The sequence below is a fragment of the Acinetobacter sp. FDAARGOS_559 genome (genome assembly GCF_003940475.1).
Taxonomy (GTDB): Bacteria; Pseudomonadota; Gammaproteobacteria; order Pseudomonadales; family Moraxellaceae; genus Acinetobacter; species Acinetobacter baumannii.
Genome location: NZ_RKJG01000005.1, coordinates 3709197 through 3725042, shown reverse-complemented (window position 1 = coordinate 3725042; position 15846 = coordinate 3709197). Strand labels below are relative to the sequence as shown.

Sequence of the window (15846 nt, the reverse complement as noted above, 5' to 3'; positions counted from 1 at the left end):
CATGCTGATTCTGACCCGCCGTGTCGGGGAAACATTAATGATTGGGGATCAAGTCAGTGTTACTGTGCTTGGCGTCAAAGGAAACCAAGTTCGAATTGGTGTAAATGCACCAAAAGAGGTTTCTGTTCATCGCGAAGAAATTTATCAACGTATTCAACATGAACGTGCAATGCATGAACACCTTCAACATCTTGATCAAGATTATCAAGTTTCATATGAAGATGATAATTATGCACAGAAAAACTTCAATCGTTAGTATGAAGTTGTTCTCTCCCTAATTAAAGCGACTTTATAGTCGCTTTAAATTTTTTGGGAATATATAAATTTATAGACCTAATGCGCGTTTTACAGGTGCATAACTACGACGGTGTTGATCAATCACGCCATGAGCTGCAATGGCTTCAAAGTGTGCTTTGGTTGGATACCCCTTATGTTTGGCAAAACCAAATAATGGATATTGTTGATCTAATTCTGCCATTTGACGATCACGCGTGACTTTAGCCAAGATACTCGCCGCACTAATCTCGGCATGGCTTGCATCTCCCCCTACAATCGCCTCGCAAGGAATAACAATTCCTTTGGGAATTTGATTACCATCTACAATTACCTTTTGAGGTTGTGTTTTCAGACCATCCACTGCACGTTGCATAGCCAAAAAAGTTGCCTGCAAGATATTCAGCTCATCAATTTCTGCATGTGTAGCTTCTGCTATTGACCATGCTAAAGCTTTTTCTTGAATTTCAATAAACAACTTTTCACGTTTCTTTTCAGTTAATTTTTTAGAGTCGTTTAAACCTAAAATTGGATTATTCGGATCTAAAATAACAGCTGCAGCAACAACAGAGCCCACTAATGGGCCTCGTCCTGCCTCATCTACGCCTGCAACAAACATGTATACTCCAATGAAAAAGAGGCCGATTTATAAGAATCGGCCTTCTTTAATGCTTAAAACATCAATTATTTTTGTAAAGCTTCTGCTACACAAGCATTTACAGTTTTAGAAACCACTTGGTTTACGATTGTAGCACGTGCATTCACGTCAAGCGCAGCAGCAGCTAATTCTACTGCAGTCACACTATTTGGTGCTTTTTCACTTACACAGCCGCAAACATTCGTTTGGATGCTATCACGCTGTTCAGCAGTCATATATTTTGTTGCTGTCTTCCATGCAGCAACATTATTAATTTCTGTAATACATTTCGCATTAACAGCAACTTTTAAAGCAGCTACGCCTAACTGTTGAGTTGTCGTTTGTGCAGAAGCACCGCCAGTACCGGTACCTGTAGTGGTTGCACATGCAGTTAAAGCTAAAACAACTGGTGCTACAGCGAGCATCAATTTTTTCATCATTTTTTCCTTTGATCGAATGTAAGCAGCGCGTATTTTGCCTAAACTTGTACTTAGAAGAAACAAATAAATTGATGCATTTGTGCAAATTAAGTCCCTTATTCTCCAGCTCAACTTAACCGTGTTTTTTAAATTGAACCGTTCTGTTTATAGCACGCTCTGTTACGGGAACAATATTTCTCAAATTTAACAGTTTCCCATAAAATCTAGCGCTAGAATGACAAAAAAAGGGTCTTTTATGCCTGCCTCAACCTCTCAATACTACACCCGTACTGCACAGATTCTGCATTGGGTCATGGCCATCATTTTTATCACTGCTTGGGTGATTGGTTTCTATAGTGGAAATTTTCTAAGTTATGACGTTGATGGCAGCTTTAAAGGGGATGTCATTACACTACATAAGAATATCGCCACAACCATTATCTTCCTCGTGGTCATTCGTCTGTTTTGGCGTTACACCCATCCTGCCCCACAATTGCCTGACACGATGTCACCAACAATGAAAACTTTAGCTCACATCGGACATTTATTACTGTATGTGATTTTAGTCGCTTTACCAGTCACTGGCTGTTTATTTAGCTGGAGTGCTGGTCACCCTGCTCCGGTTTTATATTTATTTGAAATTCCACGCCTAGTGCAAGATAATCCTGAGTTATTAGCCATTGTTAAACCATTACATATTTATATTTCATGGTTTGCTGGTTTACTTATTGTTGGACATGTACTTGCAGCTTTAAAACATCACTTTGTAGATAAAGACAATGTTTTAAACAGTATGACCAAACAACCTAAATAAATTCAATGTTAAAAAAACCGCCTATCACAGGCGGTTTTTTTTTATTTAGATTTTCTGGATTTCTGAAATCCACTTTTGTTTCTCTTCATCTGAAATGAAAGAGGCTTCAAAAGAGTTAATTGCGAGTTGCTTCAACTCATCATTGGTTAAATCTAATGCCTGTTGAATGGCAAAGAAATTATCATTCATATAACCGCCGAAATATGAAGGATCATCTGAGTTAACAGTCACGTGTACGCCTTTTTGTAAAAGACGGCGGATATTGTGATCTCTCATATCCTTAACAACACATAGCTTTAAGTTACTTAAAGGACAAACCGTTAATGGCATTTTTTCATTAATTAAACGAGCCATTAATTGTTCGTCTTCTTCAGAACGCACGCCATGGTCAATACGGTTTACTTTGAGCAGGTCTAAAGCCTCCCACACATATTCAGGTGGGCCTTCCTCACCTGCATGAGCCACGATTAAGAAGCCTTCTTCACGCGCTTTAGCAAAAACACGTTCAAATTTAGCTGGTGGATGGCCTACTTCGCTTGAATCAAGTCCTACAGCGATAATATCTTGTTTAAACGGTAAAGCTTGCTCAAGCGTTTCAAATGCAGCTTCTTCGCTTAAATGACGTAAGAAACACATGATCAGCTGAGAACTGATACCAAATTTGGCTTTTGCGTCAGCACATGCACGTTTAAGCCCATTGATCACGGTTGCAAAAGCAATACCACGGTCAGTATGAGTTTGCGGATCGAAGAACATTTCTGTATGAACGACACGATCTTCTGCACACTTTTCAAAATATGCCCATGCTAGGTCGTAGAAATCTTGCTCATGAACAAGAACATTTGCACCAGCATAGTAAATATCTAAAAATGATTGAAGATTATGAAAGTTATAAGCTTGCTTTACTTCTTCAACAGATTTGTAAGGAATCTGAATCTGATTACGCTGTGCAATGGCAAACATTAATTCAGGTTCAAAGGTCCCTTCAATATGCACATGCAACTCGGCTTTTGGTAAGGCCTGAATCAGCTCGACTTGATTCATATTAACTCCACATCTAAAGAAAAAAGGGTGTGGTAAGCACACCCTTCTATAATTTCCTTTTTATATCCCTATCACTAAAATAGTTCTAGAAGGAAATTATAAACAATCGTCTTAACCGCCAAAGGCGATAAATTTAAATACCCAAAGGGCAGCAATAATCCACACCATGTATGGAACAGTTTTTGCCTTACCCGTAAATAATTTAACTAATGCATAGCTGATAAAGCCCATTGCAATACCATCTGCAATTGAGTAAGCAAATGGCATAAATACAATCGTTAAAAAGGCTGGTACAGCTTCTGTAATATCATCCCAATCGATGTGAGTGATCCCTTGGATCATCAATACACCAATGAACAATAAAGCGGGTGCTGTTGCAAAACCTGGCACAGATTGAGCAAGAGGTGCCAAGAATAAACAGCAAATAAATAAGAAAGCGACAACTACCGCGGTTAAACCTGTACGTCCACCTGCTGCTACACCTGAAGCCGATTCAATATATGGCGTAGTTGATGAGGTACCTAATGCAGCACCAGCAACGATTGCAGTAGAGTCAGCAAATAGCGCTTTTTTCAAACGTGGCAATTTACCATCTTGTAAAAGGCCGGCACGGTGTGAAACGCCAACCAAAGTACCTGTACTGTCAAACAAGTCAACAATAAAGAATACGAAGATGACACCAACCATACTTGCGGTAAACAATCCTTCAAAGTCCATTTGCATGAATGTTGGCGCAATTGAAGGAATTTCACCAACCACACCCTTAAATTCATTTAGACCTAAAGCTGTGGCAATTGCTGTAACGACTAAAATACTAATAATAATCGCACCACGAACTTTAAGCTGATGCAAAATTACGATAAGTAAAAAGCCAAATAAAGCTAATAATACAGTAGGTTGTTTAATATCGCCCAAACCGACCAACGTTGCTTGGTTTGCGACAATAATTCCGGCATTTTTTAACGCAATAAGCGCAAGGAATAAACCAATACCACCACCTATCGCAAATTTAAGCGACATCGGGATTGCATTGACAATCGCCTCACGAATTTTAAAGAAACTAATTGCAAGGAATACCACACCTGAAACAAAAACAGCTGCTAAAGCTGTCTGCCATGGCACTCCCATGCCCATACAAACCGAATAGGTAAAATAAGCATTAAGCCCCATACCGGGTGCCAAGGCGATTGGATAATTAGCAATAATACCCATCACTAAGCAACCGATTGCTGCTGCCAAACAGGTCGCAACGAATACGGCGCCATGATCCATGCCGGTTTCAGATAAAATGAGTGGATTGACAATGATGATGTAGCACATTGTTAAAAATGTTGTTACACCAGCAAGAACTTCTGTTCGAAACGTGGTTTTATTGTCGCTTAACTTAAATAAACGCTCTAACCACCCTGCCGAAGAATTGGGCGCCGCCATAAGTAGCCTCTATGCAAAATCTGAGCTGTGGAATATGTACTTCTATGTAGGTATCTGAGCAATCTTGTTTTTCTGTTCAGATCTCTAGACAAAAATCTTAAATAGACGAAGCAACAAATATGCCACTCATTTGATTTCTGCTGTCATACACAGAAAATAGCCACAGCCCCTCTTGAAACACAAAAAAGCTGCATAACCCCTATGCAGCTTTTTTACTATACGTTCAATAAGTTTAACAGATTCAACAGCAACATGATCAAAATTTATGAAAAGATATGATCAATGGCACACTTTTTAAAGCAAATCACAATCGACACTGTGCTTAGAAAAAAACTTTTTTATCACTGATATATTTTTGCAAATTATATGAAGCTAAATTGCTATGACTAACACGGTTAGGATTACGTTCGATGGTCTGTAAATTTTTTTCAGCTTCTTGAATGATCCTCATGAGCTCTTGATGTCTTTTATTTTGGGTATCTAAATATGCCCAATACCCTAATACAAATACAATACTCACGCATAACACTATTAATACTTTATTGATCATTATTATTATCTCTATGTTTTTAATGTTAATGATCTTAACAAAAAAAAATAAGGTTGTGAATACTTTCACATTTATTTACAATAATTATCAACTACACAAGTTATTGATATAAAAATGTTTTCCACTATGCAATTTAAAAAATTGATTAAAAAGAAAACTTTTCACTTAAAAATTCATTTTTAAAAATAGCTATATTATTTTAAATGAAAATTATATAGACTGCTTGGCCCATTTTTATTTTGAAGTATATTTAAATTTATCGTTTACTTTAACTTCATTATATTATTTATTGAATTTTCATATATTTCTTTCATTATTTAATAGTAAAAAGCCCACCTTAATCAATAAAGTGGGCTTTTATAAATTAATTAACCTGCGACTTCTTCAACTTTAGGTTTTACTTTTACAAGATCAGCTTCATAGATGACCTCATATTCTTCTAAATTTAAATGATGTAAACGCTGTTTAAGCTTTTTCAATGACCATGGCCATGCTGCAAAGTTGCGACCATTTGCATCAAGGTAATAACTCTTACAACCACCACTATTGAATACTGTAGTTTGTAAATGCTTTTGTACAAGCTCATTATGCTTTTTAATTATTTCTGATTTTACAGAAAGTTTAACAATACCTTTCGCTTTCATTTGCAATAAACCATCTACAATATATTGCAGTTGGGCTTCAGCAAGACCAATGAATGAGTCATAAACCAAGACATTTGGCCCTAGCATAAGAAATGCGTTCGGTACATTTTCAATATTGGTTCCTAAGTAAGCTTCCGGAGAGGAGTCTTTCCAGAGTTCTGCCAGACATTCCCCTTTTTCATTATGTACCCGTTTACCAATAGGTGGATGAGATACTTCAAATCCAGTGCCCCAAATAATCACATCTACTTCGTGGCGTTCGCCATTAGCTGCAATCACCGTATTGCCTTCGACTTTAACCAGGCCATGTGGAATAAGCGTGGTATTGGATGCCTGTAACGCTGGATAGTAGTTATTGGCAAATAAAATACGTTTACAACCAATATCAAAATTAGGTGTTACGTTTTTACGTAAAACCGGATCTTTAATTTGTAACTTTAACAATTGTTTCGCAGCAAAATTGACAGGCTTTAAAGCTTTTGGGTTGCGTAAACCAAAATTGATGACATTTAAGGTGCCTGCTACAGTCTGGCGCCAACCTGCCTGAATCGCTGGATATTTGGCAATAATTGATTTACTAAACTCACCTAAGTCTGTATCCGGTTTTGGCAGTACCCAAGGGGCTGTACGTTGGAATACAAACAGTTCTTTTGCTTTAGGCTGAATTTGGGGCACAAACTGGATGGCAGATGCACCAGTACCAATCACGGCAATACGTTTTCCAGTAAGGTCATAGTCATGGTTCCATTTCGCCGAATGGAACATTTCACCAGTAAAGGTATCTAAACCTTCAAGGCGTGGAATCTGCGCCTCAGTAATTGGGCCTGTAGCAAATAGAACTGTTTTAGCAATATATAAACCAGAGCTTGTCTCTAGTTTCCAGACATTTTTTACATTGTCCCATTCCGCTTTTAATAGTTCGGTATTGAATTCAATTAAGGACTCAATATCAAACTCACGACTAACATCTTCTAAATAACTTAAAATTTCCGGCTGGCGTGCAAATAAATGGCTCCATTTTGCACTTGGGGCAAACGAGTAAGAGTACAGAGCCGAAGGTACATCACAACCACAGCCCGGATAGGTATTTTCACGCCAAGTACCACCAACGCGGCTTGCTTTTTCAATAATTTTAAAATTAGTTAAGCCTGCTTCATTTAGCTTAATTGCAGCAGCAAGACCAGAAATACCCGCACCGACAATAAAAGTGTCATAAATATGTGCAACTTCTTGGGTTTTACGGGTGCGTGTATTTGTTCTAGGTTTAGTGACCATAATTTTTCTGCCTATACAAAATTTTATTTAAATAACTGATACGAAAGCCCAAGGAACTTTGCATATAGCGTTGGAGATGTCCTTTTCATAAGCCAGAATAATTTGGCGTCGATCTGTGGCGTGGTGTAGAGCTGCCCACGATCTAATCGATTCAATGTTAAAGCCGCAACTGCATCACTGGTTGTCATGGCATAGTTCATGAGTGCATGATCTGCAAGTTTTGAATAACGCCCCGGAATACGACCATTTTTAATGATATTGGTTGGCACCAAAGTCGGGCAAAGCACATTAACTTTAATATTGAATTTACGAAGCTCGGCTGAAAGGGTTTCTGATAATGCCAAAACACCCGCTTTCGTTACATTGTAGACACTCATTTCTGGTGCTGCGGTATACGACGCGGCAGAAGCCACATTAATGAGTGCACCGTAACCTAGTTTTTTGAACTTTGGCACAAATGCATGACAACCATGAATAACACCCCACAGGTTTACATGCATACACCATTTCCAGTCTTCTAAGCTCATTTCATCAAATTTGCCACCTAGCCCTACGCCAGCATTATTAATGGTGAGGGTTACCGGATGATCAAGTAACTGCTCTGCTTGATCAGCCAAAGTCTGTACTTGTTCTGCTTGCCCAACATCGCACTGTACAGCAAATGCTTTTTGTCCCAACTGTTCAATTAACTTTACGGTTTCTTCAGCAGCTTCTAAATTAATATCTGCGCAGACTACGCTGCCACCACGTTTTGCCAGTTCAACTGCAAAGCTTCGTCCAATCCCACTGCCTGCCCCAGTTACGACCGCATATGCGTTTCGGCTCGGCTGGTCTTTCTTACCAAATAAAATCATAGTAAATCCTAAAAAACTTTAGGGAGATGGCAGTAATTGTCATATTACTGCCATGACCAATAGGCTTATGAAACTGCACGAACTGGTGGTGTAAATTCCTTCACAAAGTAAGGCGCAATTGCACCGCCCTCGTTAAGTAATTTCTTTTTGTAGTACTCCAGATATTCAGTCGTATCATGGTCATTTGGATGGAAGTCAGGACGTAAATAATCAAAAATCTGACCAATGGTGCTACCAAATACGCCATCTTTTGGACTAAAAATTAAGTTGACGCCACGGCGCGCGTCTTTCCAGAATTTTCTGGTTAACAGTTCTTTTGGCTTACGCAGTAGGGGTACAAATAAAGTTGCTGTTGGAATAAGCCCTAAAATGGTAATGAAAGCCATTAAAAAGCCCGTTGCCCGTAACGGATAATTACCGTTTAAAACCTGATAGACGTCATAAGCAATATCTTTATGCTCAGATTCTTCAAGCATATGCCACATCCATAAGGCACGACTTTTGGCATCGTCGGTATAATAGAAATTCTTTTCATGCTTCATCATGTATTCGGCAAGTACCGCCGTAAAATGTTCAATACCCGCCATGAGTGAAAGCTTTAATGGCTGCGGGAATTTTAAGAACACATATTTAAAGAAGTTCTCACCCAAGAAACGATAAAAATCGACCGGATATTCCAGCTCTTTAATTGCATCATTGAACTCATTATGCAATTTTGAATGGATGGCTTCTTGACCAATCAGCGATGTAACACGCTGTTTTAAAACTGGGTCTTGAATAAATTCACGGTGATGACGAGCTGTTTCAATCACCAGATCTTCACCATAGGTCAAAAAAACCGAAAGCGTTGCAAAGAACAAAGTTGCAAACTGGTTGTTGACGTAAAACTCGATATCAATTTCTTTACCATCAAATCCGATATTTAAATGGCGAATTGGGATAGTTCCTTTATTTGAGAAATCTATCTTTTGATACTGAGCTATAACTGATTTAGGAGAAATAATATTTCGGATAGCTTGAGCGACCATTTTCGACACCCTATAAAATTTGTTAAATACAAGGCAGCGTCGAATCAAACAGTTAAAGTTGTCTTTAGATTATTTCTTGCAATCTTTAACTGCTCTAGAACAAAAATTTGCTCGAATACCTCTGCCTTGTCATGTTTTATGAACTTAAATATTGTTAAGTTCACCAAATCAGATTAAATAGTGCGCTTGATATAACTCTCGAACAAGGACAAAAAAAGCCAACCCACATTGAAACTTTTTGCCAACTTAAATATTTTTTATAATTTCAAATAACTTATATAACTAACTATTATTCATAATAATTTAAATAAAATACATTTGTCCTAAAATGATAAAAATATGGCTTTAAAAGATAAAAAATGAAATATTATGCCTACTTCGATAGAAATCTTATTTCAATATTTCAGCGTTCCAAAAATCACACTAAGCTTTCTATTTTCAGAGCTTTATTGCACAAATGAAAACGATAAACTGCATTCAGAGAAAAAAATTGAATGAGGATAATAAATCATGTTTGATATGCGTTTATCTCATGAGCGTGGTGCAGCACATCATGGCTGGTTACAGTCAAAACACACGTTTTCATTTGCAAATTATTGGGACCCGAAACAAGTAGGCTTTTCAGATTTGCTTGTGATTAATGACGATACTGTTGCTCCATCGAAAGGTTTTGGTACTCACCCTCACCGCAACATGGAAATCATTTCTTATGTGCTTGAAGGTGCGTTAGAACATAAAGATTCAATGGGTACAGGTTCGGTGATTGTGCCTGGTGATATTCAGTTAATGAGCGCAGGCCGTGGGGTTGCACATAGTGAATTTAATCACTCTGCTCAAGAAAACGTGCACTTCTTGCAAATTTGGGTAGTTCCAAATGAAGTGAACACAACACCGGGCTATCAACAATTGCATATTTCCGAGGAAGACAAACGCGGCAAATTGCACTTGATGATTTCACCAAAAGGTGGCGAAAAAACTTTATCCATCAAACAAGACATTAATATTTATTCAGGTCTTTTTGATGGTGAAGAAACAGCAGAGTTTGCAATTCCTGAAGGTCGTTATGTTTACCTACATGTGGCAAAAGGCCGTATTGATGTAAACGGTAAAACCTTTAATACCGGTGATGCTGCGCGTATTCGCGATGGAGGCAAGTTATCATTTACCAATGGTGACAATGCTGAAATTCTAATTTTTGATATGCGTCCGGAAGAAATTCCAACTATGCCATAAATAGTAAAAACACCTGCGTAGAAATATACGCAGGTGTTTTTTTATCGCATTTGAAAAACTAAAAATTATGATTGATCTTCTGAGCGTGCCATTTCAGTATTGATATAACTCATAATCATAGTGGTTAGCCCCTGCACCATTTCATCAAAACTAATAAATGGGTTGGGTAAAATAAGATGCCTTGCAACGTTAAAAATACCGCTATTAATACAAATATAGGTAATTACAGGTAAGTTATTAATTTTTAAATATTTAGGATTATGCATCATATACTTCATGATGACTTCCATTAAAGCCTGTTCAATTTTTGGAATATATTTATCGTATTGCAACTCACCAGCATAACGTAAAACGGTTAAATAACGGTCGTTATTTTTCTTTAATAAATCACTGAACGTATAAAAAATCATTTCAATGACAGGTTCTAACTCCAACTCTAAAATTGTGGGGGTTAGTTCTTTAATCATGTCGAGAATTTCACTCACAAAGTAGTGATTCATCGCATCGTAGATTTCTTCTTTGTTTTTAAAATACTCATAGAGTGACCCCACACTCACCCCTGCAATTTCTGCAATATGACGTGTGGTGGTACCACTTGGTCCATGCAATGCTACAGCAATAAAACCTGCTTCAATAATGGTATCGACAGTGACTTTGGCTCGTGCCTGACGGGGTTTTCGCGTAGACATATTTTCTTATAAATAATCCGAACATAAGCTCAGATTAGCATGTAATTTAGCCCTACCCTAATAAAAAAACAAAATCCGAATAGTTGTCAACTTTCATGAAATATTTCTTTTAAAACTACAATGAAATACAGTTATAAGTTCTTTTATGTTTGAGTATTTCTTTTTAATTACATTAAAATATTTAAATAAAAATCAATATATTAATAAATTTTAAAACTAATTTTTTATTTTATAAAAACATGAAACTTTAGGTTTAGAAACTTGAAAAGTTACCCGAATTGAATCCGAACATAAACTCAGATTAACATGAAAAAATCTAAAAAGAGGTTGAGCCGTTTTACTGAACTTTCCTCTTTTTCCCGTTATTCAGTCAAATAATCACACAAATAACGGAGCAACATCACCGTAGTCAGTAAGCAGAGAAAACTGCTTTTTGAAAATGGAATTTACAGTGTCCTGTTGCAAATCAAAGCTTTTTGATTTTCGACATAGCCGCACTATCACTGATTGATCTGAAGGTGTCACCATGATCTCGACCACAGTTAAAAAATCACTAAACAAAATTAAATTTTACCGTGAAATCGAGTTACCGGATTTTGCCAGTAAAAAATCCATCCCAATCCGTCATTTAAATATCGGATTTGAAGGTAAAGAGATTGATGTTGAATTCTATATGAATAATCAATTTGCCACGATGTTTTTTGCTACGCTTTCAGTATTTCTAACTTATGGTGAAGATCTGGTGATTGAAACAGCTCGTCATCACCGTGAATTTATTCAAGATCCAGTTTTAAAACAGCGTGTTACTTCATTGATTGGACAAGAGGCGATTCATTCTAAGTTACACAATGAATATAACGATGCGCTTAAAGATGTTGAATACCCTGTCGATTTATACCGTTTCTTGGGTGAAAACTTCTTTAAATATGTGTTTTTGAAATTCCCGCAACCGCTTAAATTATCGATGATGGCCGGTATTGAGCATTTTACTGCGGTACTTGCCGAATACATGATGAAGCACGAAAAGAATTTCTACTATTCAGATGATGCAAAAAGCCGTGCTTTATGGATGTGGCATATGCTTGAAGAATCTGAGCATAAAGATATTGCCTATGATGTATATCAATTACTCAATGGTAGCTACCCACTACGAGCTTCTGGCTTCTTCTTAGCTTTCTTTACTATTTTAGGTTTGATCCCAGCAACTACCTTGTTTATTCCGGTTTTAAGAAAACCACAGGAAATGTTGACTAGAAAATTCTGGAAAGACGCGCGCCGTGGTGTAGGACTTATTTTTGGTCCAAAAGATGGTGTATTTGGTAGCACCATTGGCCAGATTTTCGATTACTTACGTCCTGACTTCCATCCAAATGACCATGACACGACCGAATATCTAGAGTACTACAAAGACAAATTACTCAAAGAAGGCGGCGCGATTGCACCTTACTTTGTGAAGGAATTTACCCCACCTGTACGCTTGTCTTAACTGGCTTGCAACCAGTCATTACTTAATGACTGGCTTTCCTTAAATCTATTTCGGGATGAATCATGATTTTATTTGGCAAAAAGAAAGTTAAACCAAGCCAAAAAGCTTATGCCGTCGTGACGGGTGCAGGCAGTGGAATTGGACGAAGTTTTGCAGTTGAACTGGCAAAACGTGGCGGCAGCGTAGTCTGCGCAGATATTAATTTAGAAGCTGCTGAAGAAACTGTAACGCTGCTTGAACAACAGGGTGCAAAAGCATTTGCAATGCATTGTGACGTAGGTAATCCTGAACATGTCACAAATTTGGCTGAAACTGCTGAAATTTTACTTAGTCATCCTGTCACCCTTGTCATTAATAATGCGGGTGTAGGTTTAGGCGGTAAGTTTGACGAACTCAGCCTAGAAGACTGGAACTGGGTCATGAATATTAACCTGTGGGGTGTTATTCATGGTTGTCATGCATTTGTGCCAAAGTTCAAAAAACTAGGTTACGGCGCAATTATTAATGTAGCTTCTGCGGCATCTTATACCGCAGCACCAGAAATGACTGCTTATAACGTAACGAAAGCGGGTGTTCGTGCGTTGTCTGAAACACTTTCGGCTGAGCTTCGCAAATTCAACATTAAAGTGAATGTGCTCTGCCCGACCTTGGTGCCTACCAATATCATTAAAAATGGTCGTATTCCGGGCCGTTATTCAAAACTTGCAGACCATGCGCTCATGAACTACGCACTCACCACAAGTGATGATGTAGCCAAACTCACACTTAACCGTCTTGATCAGGATGAGCTTTATACCATTCCTCAAATCGATGCGAAGTTGTTCTGGCTGATGAAACGTGCATCACCAAGTTTGTATACCAAGTTTCTTGGTACCTCTTACAAATTATTTAAATAAGAAATTTTATAGGTAGTACCCATATGACTGCTCAAATGAAAACAAATGCATCAGCAAAAAAAGCTGTCAATTCACCTAACCATATTTACGATACCTTTATTGTCGGTGCTGGAATTTCCGGTATCGCCGCAGCGATTCGTCTCGACCAAGTTGGCTATACCAACTATAAAATTATTGAAAAAGCAGGACGTGTAGGTGGCACTTGGCGTGAAAACACCTATCCGGGCTGTGGCTGCGATGTACCGTCGGCTTTGTATTCTTATTCGTTTGCGCCTAGTGCAAAATGGAGTCACTTATTTGCGCGTCAGCCGGAAATCTTAAGTTATTTAGAAGATGTAAGTAATGAGTTTAATATCACGTCTAAAATTGAGTTTAACAACGAACTACTCAATGCTGCTTGGGATGAATCACGCCATTTGTGGGTACTTGATACAACTACTGGTCAATATCTATCTCGAACTGTTATTTTTGCAACAGGCCCAATTACCGAAGCCCAGATTCCACGTCTTGAAGGTTTGGATACCTTTACAGGTGAAATGTTCCATTCAGCGAAATGGAACCATGATTATGACTTAACTGGAAAACGCATTGCTGTAATTGGTACAGGTGCATCTGCCATCCAGTTTGTGCCCCAAATTCAACCTAAAGCCAAAGAGCTATTTGTGTTCCAACGTACAGCCCCTTGGGTATTACCAAAACCGGATACAGACTTAGGCGAGTTTAGTAAATCAGTCATTGCCAAATATCCAGCGATTCAGGCAAGTTGGCGTAAAAGTGTAGCGCTAACTCTCAATGCGATTAATTTTGGTTTACGTAACCCACTTGCACTAAAACCAGTAAATGTATTGGGTAAGCAATTACTCAAACTTCAAATTGCGGACCCTGAATTACGTAAAAACGTAACGCCAAACTTTGATATTGGCTGTAAACGTATTTTGTTTGCTAACAATTACTACCCTGCACTACAAGCACCAAATACCACGCTTATTCCACATGGCCTGGTTAAAGTCGAAGGCAATACGGTGATTGCAGCTAATGGCGAACGCCATGAAGTTGACGTGATTATTTGGGGTACAGGTTTTGAAGTATCTCACCCACCAATCGGCAAACGTGTGTTTAATGAAAAAGGCCAACGTTTAAATGATTTGTGGAAAAATAGTTCACCGGAAGCTTACTTAGGAACTAACATTGAAAATGTACCAAATGCATTCTTAGTGTTGGGACCAAACGTACTGGTTTATGACTCATTTATTGGTTTGGCAGAAGCACAGCTCGACTATATCGTAGATGGCTTATTGAAAATTAAAAACAAAGGAATTAGCAAGTTAAATGTTAAGGCTGATGTAATTAAAAAGCACAATGACTTGGTGCAAAAGCACTTACAAACCACTGTATTCAATAGCGGTGGCTGTAAGAGTTATTACCTTGACGCTAACGGTCGCAACTTTGCAGCATGGCCGTGGTCATTGAAAAAGCTTAAACAACGTTTGAAAAAACTAGATTTGAAGGATTATGAAGTTACATATCAAATGTCAAAGACACATTAATTTGTAAATTTGACCAAATCAGTTGTAAGGAATGGGCAGTGTATTTTAGATTTTCATGAAATACACTGCCTTCTTCATTCAATCTTCAAGAAATAAAAGAACAGGTTAAAGATGAAAGAAGGTCAATCAAGCCGTACTGCCGAAGCCGCTGCTGCTTTACGTGCGAATCACTTTAAAAATACGATAAATCCTGTATTTTCAGATCCCTATGCTTTTGAAATGACCAGTAAAGGTTGGAAAAAGCTTTTATCTACACCACTCATTGTTAAATTAATGAATTCACCCATTTTAAACCGTACCTTAGGTTTATTGAGTGGACAGGTTGTCGGTCGATCACGTTATGCCGAGGACTTACTTAATCAAGCTGTTCAACACAATATTGAGCAATATGTTTTGGTTGGAGCGGGTTTAGACTCTTTTGTGCTCCGAAAATCACAGCATTATCCAACTTTAAAAATTTTTGAAGTTGACCATCCTGATACTCAGGCTGCCAAACAATCTAAACTCAAAAAATTAGGCGAACTTCCCTCTACTGTTGAATTTGTTTCTATTAACTTTGAGAAAGAATCTATCTCTGAAGCGCTTGCCCGAAGTCGCTATGTACGAAAAACTCCGGCTTTCTTTTCTTGGTTAGGCACCACTCATTATTTAAAGCCGGACACTACGCTACAAACTTTAAAAAGTATTGCTGAATTTGCTGCAAACGGAAGCGAAGTGGTACTCGACTATTCAACCGACTTTCAGGAGCTAAACGGTATTGAGCGACTTGGGAGTATGGGTGTTGCACAGTTTACCCATTTGCTGAAAGAACCTTTACTAGGTCAATTTAAACCTTCAGATTTACATCAGGCGGTTGAAAAAATGGGTTTTGAAGTAGTCGAAGACTTGTCTGGTGAAGCTATTACTGAACGTTATTTTTATAACCGTGCCGACAATATACGCCATACATCGGCAACACGTTTGCTACATTTGCGTTTAAATAAAAACTAATGTTAAAAGCCAACTTAGACTTTAAGTTGGCTTTTT

16 protein-coding genes are annotated in these 15846 nt (G+C 38.0%); 7 read left to right on the top strand and 9 right to left on the bottom strand.

Annotated elements, in window-relative coordinates:
• The first annotated feature begins 1 nt into the window (after position 1).
• Complete coding sequence (gene csrA, locus EGS71_RS19515; protein ID WP_000906487.1) at positions 2–256, top strand: carbon storage regulator CsrA; 255 nt, start codon at positions 2–4, stop codon at positions 254–256.
• A 69-nt stretch (positions 257–325) separates the two neighbouring features.
• Here csrA and rnhB read toward each other — a convergent pair whose 3' ends face one another.
• Together rnhB and EGS71_RS19505 are read right to left on the bottom strand one after the other, a co-directional pair.
• Positions 326–892: a ribonuclease HII gene (rnhB, locus tag EGS71_RS19510; protein WP_000495834.1), complete on the bottom strand. Its 567-nt coding sequence runs from the start codon at positions 890–892 to the stop codon at positions 326–328.
• Positions 893–957: 65 nt separating this feature from the next.
• Positions 958–1347, bottom strand: a complete 390-nt coding sequence (locus EGS71_RS19505; protein WP_000735756.1) for a hypothetical protein — start codon at positions 1345–1347, stop codon at positions 958–960.
• A 238-nt stretch (positions 1348–1585) separates the two neighbouring features.
• Between EGS71_RS19505 and EGS71_RS19500 the strand changes: the two genes are divergently transcribed.
• Entirely contained in the window at positions 1586–2143 is a 558-nt protein-coding gene (locus EGS71_RS19500) for a cytochrome b (RefSeq protein WP_001111768.1), read from the top strand.
• A 45-nt stretch (positions 2144–2188) separates the two neighbouring features.
• On the opposite strand, the gene EGS71_RS19495 is transcribed toward EGS71_RS19500, so the two are convergent.
• The 6 genes from EGS71_RS19495 to EGS71_RS19470 all read right to left on the bottom strand — a co-directional run bounded on the left by EGS71_RS19495 (position 2189) and on the right by EGS71_RS19470 (position 8969).
• Positions 2189–3187 (bottom strand): adenosine deaminase, encoded by a 999-nt coding sequence (locus EGS71_RS19495; protein ID WP_001077407.1) that lies wholly within the window; start codon positions 3185–3187, stop codon positions 2189–2191.
• A gap of 111 nt (positions 3188–3298) precedes the next feature.
• Entirely contained in the window at positions 3299–4618 is a 1320-nt protein-coding gene (locus EGS71_RS19490; protein WP_000729980.1) for an NCS2 family permease, read from the bottom strand.
• Positions 4619–4940: 322 nt separating this feature from the next.
• Positions 4941–5168, bottom strand: a complete 228-nt coding sequence (locus tag EGS71_RS19485; RefSeq protein ID WP_000608974.1) for a hypothetical protein — start codon at positions 5166–5168, stop codon at positions 4941–4943.
• Positions 5169–5536: 368 nt separating this feature from the next.
• Complete coding sequence (locus tag EGS71_RS19480) at positions 5537–7087, bottom strand: flavin-containing monooxygenase (RefSeq protein WP_000256744.1); 1551 nt, start codon at positions 7085–7087, stop codon at positions 5537–5539.
• Between the two features lie 23 nt (positions 7088–7110).
• Positions 7111–7941 carry an SDR family NAD(P)-dependent oxidoreductase gene (locus tag EGS71_RS19475; protein ID WP_000599999.1) on the bottom strand — a complete coding sequence of 277 codons (831 nt, stop codon included), beginning with the start codon at positions 7939–7941 and terminating at the stop codon, positions 7111–7113.
• Positions 7942–8006: 65 nt separating this feature from the next.
• On the bottom strand, positions 8007–8969 hold the full coding sequence (locus EGS71_RS19470; protein WP_000226463.1) for a metal-dependent hydrolase: 963 nt from the start codon (positions 8967–8969) through the stop codon (positions 8007–8009).
• Positions 8970–9479: 510 nt separating this feature from the next.
• Between EGS71_RS19470 and EGS71_RS19465 the strand changes: the two genes are divergently transcribed.
• A complete protein-coding gene (locus EGS71_RS19465) occupies positions 9480–10202 on the top strand; it encodes a pirin family protein (protein WP_000459994.1) in 723 nt (240 codons plus the stop codon).
• 65 nt (positions 10203–10267) lie between these two features.
• On the opposite strand, the gene EGS71_RS19460 is transcribed toward EGS71_RS19465, so the two are convergent.
• The gene (locus EGS71_RS19460; RefSeq protein ID WP_000107496.1) at positions 10268–10891 is read right to left on the bottom strand and encodes a TetR/AcrR family transcriptional regulator; all 624 of its coding nucleotides are present in this window, start codon (positions 10889–10891) and stop codon (positions 10268–10270) included.
• Positions 10892–11417: 526 nt separating this feature from the next.
• Between EGS71_RS19460 and EGS71_RS19455 the strand changes: the two genes are divergently transcribed.
• The 4 genes from EGS71_RS19455 (at position 11418) to EGS71_RS19440 (ending at position 15810) form a co-directional block, all read left to right on the top strand.
• Positions 11418–12377, top strand: coding sequence for a metal-dependent hydrolase (locus tag EGS71_RS19455; RefSeq protein WP_000626177.1), 960 nt, complete (start codon positions 11418–11420; stop codon positions 12375–12377).
• A 62-nt stretch (positions 12378–12439) separates the two neighbouring features.
• Positions 12440–13273 (top strand): SDR family NAD(P)-dependent oxidoreductase, encoded by an 834-nt coding sequence (locus EGS71_RS19450; RefSeq protein ID WP_000600028.1) that lies wholly within the window; start codon positions 12440–12442, stop codon positions 13271–13273.
• A gap of 23 nt (positions 13274–13296) precedes the next feature.
• Complete coding sequence (locus EGS71_RS19445; RefSeq protein ID WP_000126750.1) at positions 13297–14820, top strand: flavin-containing monooxygenase; 1524 nt, start codon at positions 13297–13299, stop codon at positions 14818–14820.
• A gap of 111 nt (positions 14821–14931) precedes the next feature.
• A complete protein-coding gene (locus EGS71_RS19440) occupies positions 14932–15810 on the top strand; it encodes a class I SAM-dependent methyltransferase (RefSeq protein WP_000658000.1) in 879 nt (292 codons plus the stop codon).
• The last annotated feature ends 36 nt before the right edge of the window (positions 15811–15846 follow it).